The organism is Microcoleus sp. A003_D6 (assembly GCF_036702825.1).
In the GTDB taxonomy this organism is placed as follows: domain Bacteria; phylum Cyanobacteriota; class Cyanobacteriia; order Cyanobacteriales; family Microcoleaceae; genus Microcoleus.
Window position 1 is genome coordinate 1 of sequence record NZ_JAUBWA010000227.1, and the last position, 5,428, is coordinate 5,428.

The following is a 5,428-nucleotide window of genomic DNA, read 5'->3' on the forward strand; positions in this document are numbered from 1 at the left end:
TCGATTATCGACTCTCAAGGTCGCGTCATCAATACTTGGGCTGATGTTATCAACCGCGCTAACTTGGGTATGGAAGTCATGCACGAGCGCAACGCTCACAACTTCCCGCTCGATTTGGCTGCTGGTGAAACAACTCCAGTTGCTTTGGTTGCTCCTTCTATCAACGGCTAAGTTTTAGCTTTTGACTAACAAACAGCGCTCCTAGAAATAGGGGCGCTTTTTGTTTGGGGAAATATATTTATCGGCGAATAGTCAACAGTTGAGTACATATTCCAACTCTTTGAAGTCCTATATTATTGGCTGAATATCTTTTTCCAAAACCCTTCCGGGATCAATATTTTAGCCTCATACCCCGACATTCACCAGATCGCTCTGGAGTTCCGGTTAATCGCTAACTTCCCCCAGAACTGACGCAGCTTTTGGTTGCATTTCTTGACATCGTACTCTATTTTGCGCCTATCTTGGCTGTTCCCCCCTTGCTATCGCTAATTAATCAAAAAGCTTCTTAAATCCTTTGTGACTTTGGATATTTCTTTTGAGACATCAGAAATCTGAAGTAGCAATTGTTGGGACTCTTCTGAAGAGTTAGGCAATTTTTGAGAGAGTTGGCGATTGTATTTTTTTATTTTATAGTTGAGACGTTTCAGAAGCTGAATATAAGGTTTTGTTTTAAAATGTATTGCTACCAATTTTATTAAATTAACTTCTTTCGTTTCAGCAATAAGATTCACTATAGATTATACCCTGTCGATCTTTAATGATAATAAGCGAGACTCTAGTTTATCTTGAATTTTTGTTTTATTTATGTTCAATCTCCGAAGGTTATCTAACGACTCAAACAAAAGAGAGGCTACTAAAATTCCATCTCTTTTTCTTGAATTGGATTTTTCTTTTTCCCTGGCAATCACTACGCCTAGAACAAAAGTAAATATTGATAAAACTTGTTTAAACGCTCCAGTTAGTTCATACTCAGGAAGAGCAAGCCGAGTCAATATAAACGGAGATATTAACACTATTAGTGAAGGTAATATTATCGGTTTTTTATTAAAAAAATTGATAAATTTTGATAGATAATTATCATATTGTTTGCTAAACCCAATTGATAATCCTGTATGAATCAACCATAAAACAGCTATGCTTGTACCCAAAATAGCAGGGGAATAATTAGGAGTTGTTTCAGGCATACTTTTTCCTTTTCATTTGCTGAATCTACGCTTGAACCGGGGGTCAATGCGGTCTTTTTTTCGTCTATTGCAATCGAAGCAAAGCGCTTGCAAATTGCTGATGTCGTTTGAACCCCCAAGAGCTAAGGGAATGATGTGATCGATCGTAAGATTAGTCTCTTGGTCAGTCTTACCGCAGCTTTTGCAGCAATTCCCATCGCGTTCAAAAACAAGTTTCCTCACCTTTGGTGGAATTAAAATTCGTGGAGTTTTTCTCGTCAAAGACATTTTTGGTAGAGATTATAAAATCAGGCACTTCCAGGCTCGTTATGTGGGGGCATATTTCCAATACACCCCTGCACAAATGCTTATGGCTTAGGCAGTTTGTTCCGGGCTGTAGGAACACGACCCTCTGCATTAGCCATCACCAGCTCCATATCCTCTAGGATCTCCCCCTTGGAATTTTCCAAAACCTTAGTAGACAACGAAATCCGACGCTTACCATCATCGAGTGTAACAATCATTGCCTTGATTAGCTGATCTTCCTCAAATAGAGCCGGGAGAGATTCAACAAAGCCACCGCTAACATTACTTATGTGGAGCAACCCAACTGTACCATCCAAATCGACGACTACGACATCTGGCGTGACTTTAATAACTTTGCCCCCCACAAGTTGTCCCCTCTCTAATTTTTTAGAACTTTCGGATTGAGCAGCCTGGTAATTAGGTCGCGCTAGCTGATTGGCACTCGCTCCAGGTTCGGGGCTGTCATCTGACTCTACAGGATTTGTCTCACTATAATTTTGCGTCGCACTTGAATCTTTTTCTGAGTCGAAACTGGAAGTAGATTCTGGTGGGATGTTATTTGACTCCACAGAATTTACGTCAATGAAATCTGGCGTGGTACTGGAATTATCTTCAGGTATTGTAGGCAACTTATAGTCGTCTAATTTCATAGCCTCTAAGCAGTTATTAATACCTGCAACTGCTTGGTTATAGTCGGAAATCTTTACCTCAACTTCTCCCAACTTCCGGCTACGCTCGTCTATTTTCGCTTGAGCGTCTTTTTCTATGGCTTGCAGTTTGTTGGCGCGAGCGCAAGCGGACTGCTGCCAAATCAATTGCCGTTTACTTTCAGCCATTGATAACAAATATTCATTCAGCATTTTGATAATTTTTAAACCAAAATCAACTTCTATTGTTTGTTTAAATTTGGCTTGAAAATCAATCTCTAGCAGTTGACGTATAGATGCTTCTGCTTCTACCATACGTTTGACATCTCGGCTGTTAGATGCTTCTTGCAAAGTTTCACGAAATTGATAGAGCCAAACGCTATCTTTGTAATCATAAAGGTCGGGGCTTTCGATGATATAAAACACACATTCTGCACTCGCCAAAACCTTTACTCCATCGATAACTTTTTTTTGTATATCCTGTAGCTCTTGGACAATTTCACAATCATCACCTAACAACAAATTACCAAGCTGACGATGGTATTTTTGCTTGCGTACTCGCTTAATCAAGCGTTGGAAAAAGCTAGTAATCAAAATTTCTGATTCCTTAACCAGAATATTTTCTAATCCATTGGCAATGTCATAGAAAGCTTGTCCCAAAACGGCTACTAATGGCGCTGTAACATGACGATAATTGCGGCAGGTATTGGCGAAGGTATCTAATATAGAAAAGTTTTCTATTAACTCCGTGAGATTATCTTGCATCTTTTGATGAAGATTATTAAAATCTTGCTTAAAATCTTCGCAGGTGTCCATCACCAATCGTTGAATTTCTTCTTCTATTTGTCGGTAAAATTCTTCGCCAATTTCCCATACTTCTTTATCTACCTGTGCCAAATCTTGTTCAGTTATTTCTGCAATATTTGCAGGTTTCTCTTTCCATTGACGGCGATCTTCTAAGTAAGATTCACGCAAGTCGTTACAGAGTTCACTAATATCGCTAGCTAGGTTGGCAAATAGTTCTGGTCGCTTTTCTTCGGTTAGATAGCGGGTGATAGCATTACTAAATTCCTGAATACCGCTATCCTGAAGCAACTGCTCGATTATACGGGTTTTATAAAGATTAATAATTTCCAAATATTGCTCATTTTTACTTTGAGTTTTACGCCGTACAATATCGGTAAATTTATCAACTGGTAGTTTATCGGAATCACAATAATCAAGAAACTCCAAGACAAATGAAGGGGTTTTTTCAACCCCCTCTGAGCCTTTACTGGTTTCGGCTTGAAATATACTATCTAGTCCCCAGCGATCGCTTTCACTTGTATTTTTGAGTTGACTAGCCCAGAAACCTAGCAGAGCGCTAGTTTCATGAATTTCCCTTCGCGTATTACTGAAGTTTTCCCTAATCAGATCGTCCAGTTCTTGTTTCAGCTTGGGATCACGCCAAGTTTTATCGATGCGATTAAAGACGTAGAAGACGCGATCGCCAATTCCTGGGTTTTCCCGTATTACTCTTGTTAATTCTTTTTCCGCTGTCTCTGTTTCTCCTTCTTGATCGGCCTTCATCACATAGATGACAGCAGAGGTTTTAGTATCTTCAACCTTGCGATAGGTTAATTTTGCATCTCTTTGCACTGGGGCATCAATCCCTGGCAAGTCAACTAGGACGTTACCATCCTCTAACAGGGGATAATGGCAGTAGTATTTAATGCGCTTGAGAACAGCACTGTTTATGCCACGACGAGCATAATCATGTGCATTCTTGTTGGAAAGACCTAAATCCTCCATCCCATAAGTATTATTTTTCGATTCGATGTATTTGCGGTTAGCCTCAAATCCATCAAGTAATGCCAGCAGTCCATCTGCTTCGTCTTCCTGATCAGTTTTCCCAGAACCCTTATGCTCTCCAGTGATTTTTTTACATTGTTGCCTTAACTTTTCAATTGCCCCCTCTTGAGTAATGTCAACTGACTGTAGTTTCAGAGTTTTAGATCTGTCATTGACCTCTTCCCGTACTTCTGAGACGCTAAGAAACGTAAGTTCAACTCGTTCTTCTCCTGACGACTTGGCATACTCTATGTAGCATTCGATCCCAGTAGCATGACCTGTACTGCTGTAAAGCAAATCTTGCCCTAGCAAAGCATTGATCAGCATCGACTTACCAGCACTGTAGGTTCCCGCAAAGACAATCTCGAACCTGGGGGCAATTGCCTTATCACGGGAAGTTTTAATTGCGGCGATGTTGTGCTGACCTTTCAAGGACGGCTCCTTATCCAACAGCCGCAACAGACGATCTACATCGGCTTTTAAATTTTCAGATTGATGTGGTTTTTGGGTCATGTGGAAAAAGCACTCTAATTTTCAGACAATTATCAGAAGAGCCGGACTCCATTAGCAACTCAAGCCTCCTGGCCTACCTAACCACCAGTTAGTCTCGTCAGGTGACCTGTACTAATCGCGATCGCGATCATCTTATTTGCCCCTAAGTCAGTATAGCTGAATTTAAGTCTTTTTTTCACCCGATTAAATTTTGTCTGTCTCCTGTTTTAATTCTGATAGAACTGCGCCTCGATCGCGCCAAGTAGTAGGGTGCGTCACCTTACCATTTGTTACCAAAACTATGTATTATCGCAGGTGACGCACCCTACATCTTAGAAACTAAATAAAAGAGGATTTTTTTCAAAGGCAGATTGCGCTTCGCGTATCATCCCCAGTAGCAGAAGAAGGACGACGGCCTCTCATTTACGATCTCAGTCCCATAATAAGTGCGATCCTTTTATTTAATATAATTGACAAAACCCTTTCAAGTTTACAGGTTCTCCCAATCACTAATATCAACTTTAGCCTGTCCCAATATTTTAGCTAAAAAGTTGGCACTGATATCGCCTTGATGAGGATTAGGGATAGTGACACGAAGGCTATCTTTCAACATAAACTGATGCCTTATTCCTGAATAGGGGCCGTCAAATCCCAGTTGTTTCAGATCATAAATTAAGTCTCGACGTTTGATTAGTTTTAAAGGATGCATCAGGCAACTTCCTTGGTAATTATCAGGTCGATATTATCAAGGACAGGTAAAGGAAGATTCATTGTGAGACTAAGTAAGATCCAGTCTTCCAATACCTCTTGCAATTCTTCTCGACAAGCTTCCAGAGTTAGAGCATTTGCATAGACTCCCTCACAGATAGGAATTTCTCCGTAGAAAGTCCCATCATCAGGGAAAATTTCATATTTAGGGCTTGCCGAAAAAGCCTAAAACCTGGACAGAGAAAGACTTTGACTGGTTTGAACGCTCCGCGTGTGCAAGCT

General features: G+C 40.4%; 5 protein-coding genes and 1 pseudogene. 1 reads left to right on the forward strand and 5 read right to left on the reverse strand.

The genetic code is table 11. From position 1 onward, the window contains the following. Nucleotides 1-171 (forward strand): annotated as a pseudogene (locus QUB70_RS31480) (photosystem II q(b) protein); the annotation flags it as partial. A 566-nt stretch (nt 172-737) separates the two neighbouring features. Here the strand turns inward: QUB70_RS31480 and QUB70_RS31485 are convergent. From QUB70_RS31485 to QUB70_RS31505, 5 genes are all read right to left on the reverse strand, one after another. Then, nucleotides 738-1,184, reverse strand: coding sequence for a hypothetical protein (locus tag QUB70_RS31485; RefSeq protein WP_332985700.1), 447 nt, complete (start codon nt 1,182-1,184; stop codon nt 738-740). 12 nt (nt 1,185-1,196) lie between these two features. Next, nucleotides 1,197-1,451, reverse strand: a complete 255-nt coding sequence (locus QUB70_RS31490; protein ID WP_332985702.1) for an HNH endonuclease — start codon at nt 1,449-1,451, stop codon at nt 1,197-1,199. Nucleotides 1,452-1,531: 80 nt separating this feature from the next. After that, nucleotides 1,532-4,459, reverse strand: a complete 2,928-nt coding sequence (locus tag QUB70_RS31495; protein ID WP_332985704.1) for a dynamin family protein — start codon at nt 4,457-4,459, stop codon at nt 1,532-1,534. 469 nt (nt 4,460-4,928) lie between these two features. After that, a complete protein-coding gene (locus tag QUB70_RS31500; RefSeq protein ID WP_332985705.1) occupies nt 4,929-5,147 on the reverse strand; it encodes a type II toxin-antitoxin system HicA family toxin in 219 nt (72 codons plus the stop codon). Continuing rightward, entirely contained in the window at nt 5,147-5,344 is a 198-nt protein-coding gene (locus tag QUB70_RS31505) for a type II toxin-antitoxin system HicB family antitoxin (RefSeq protein WP_332985706.1), read from the reverse strand. The genes QUB70_RS31500 and QUB70_RS31505 overlap by 1 nt, the downstream gene beginning before the upstream one ends. Nucleotides 5,345-5,428 lie beyond the last annotated feature (84 nt).

Coding starts and splice junctions, on each gene's coding strand:
- QUB70_RS31485 (WP_332985700.1), bottom strand. CDS start 1,184: ATGCCTGAAACAACTCCTAATTATTCCCCTGCTATTTTGGGTACAAGC.
- QUB70_RS31490 (WP_332985702.1), bottom strand. CDS start 1,451: ATGTCTTTGACGAGAAAAACTCCACGAATTTTAATTCCACCAAAGGTG.
- QUB70_RS31495 (WP_332985704.1), bottom strand. CDS start 4,459: ATGACCCAAAAACCACATCAATCTGAAAATTTAAAAGCCGATGTAGAT.
- QUB70_RS31500 (WP_332985705.1), bottom strand. CDS start 5,147: ATGCATCCTTTAAAACTAATCAAACGTCGAGACTTAATTTATGATCTG.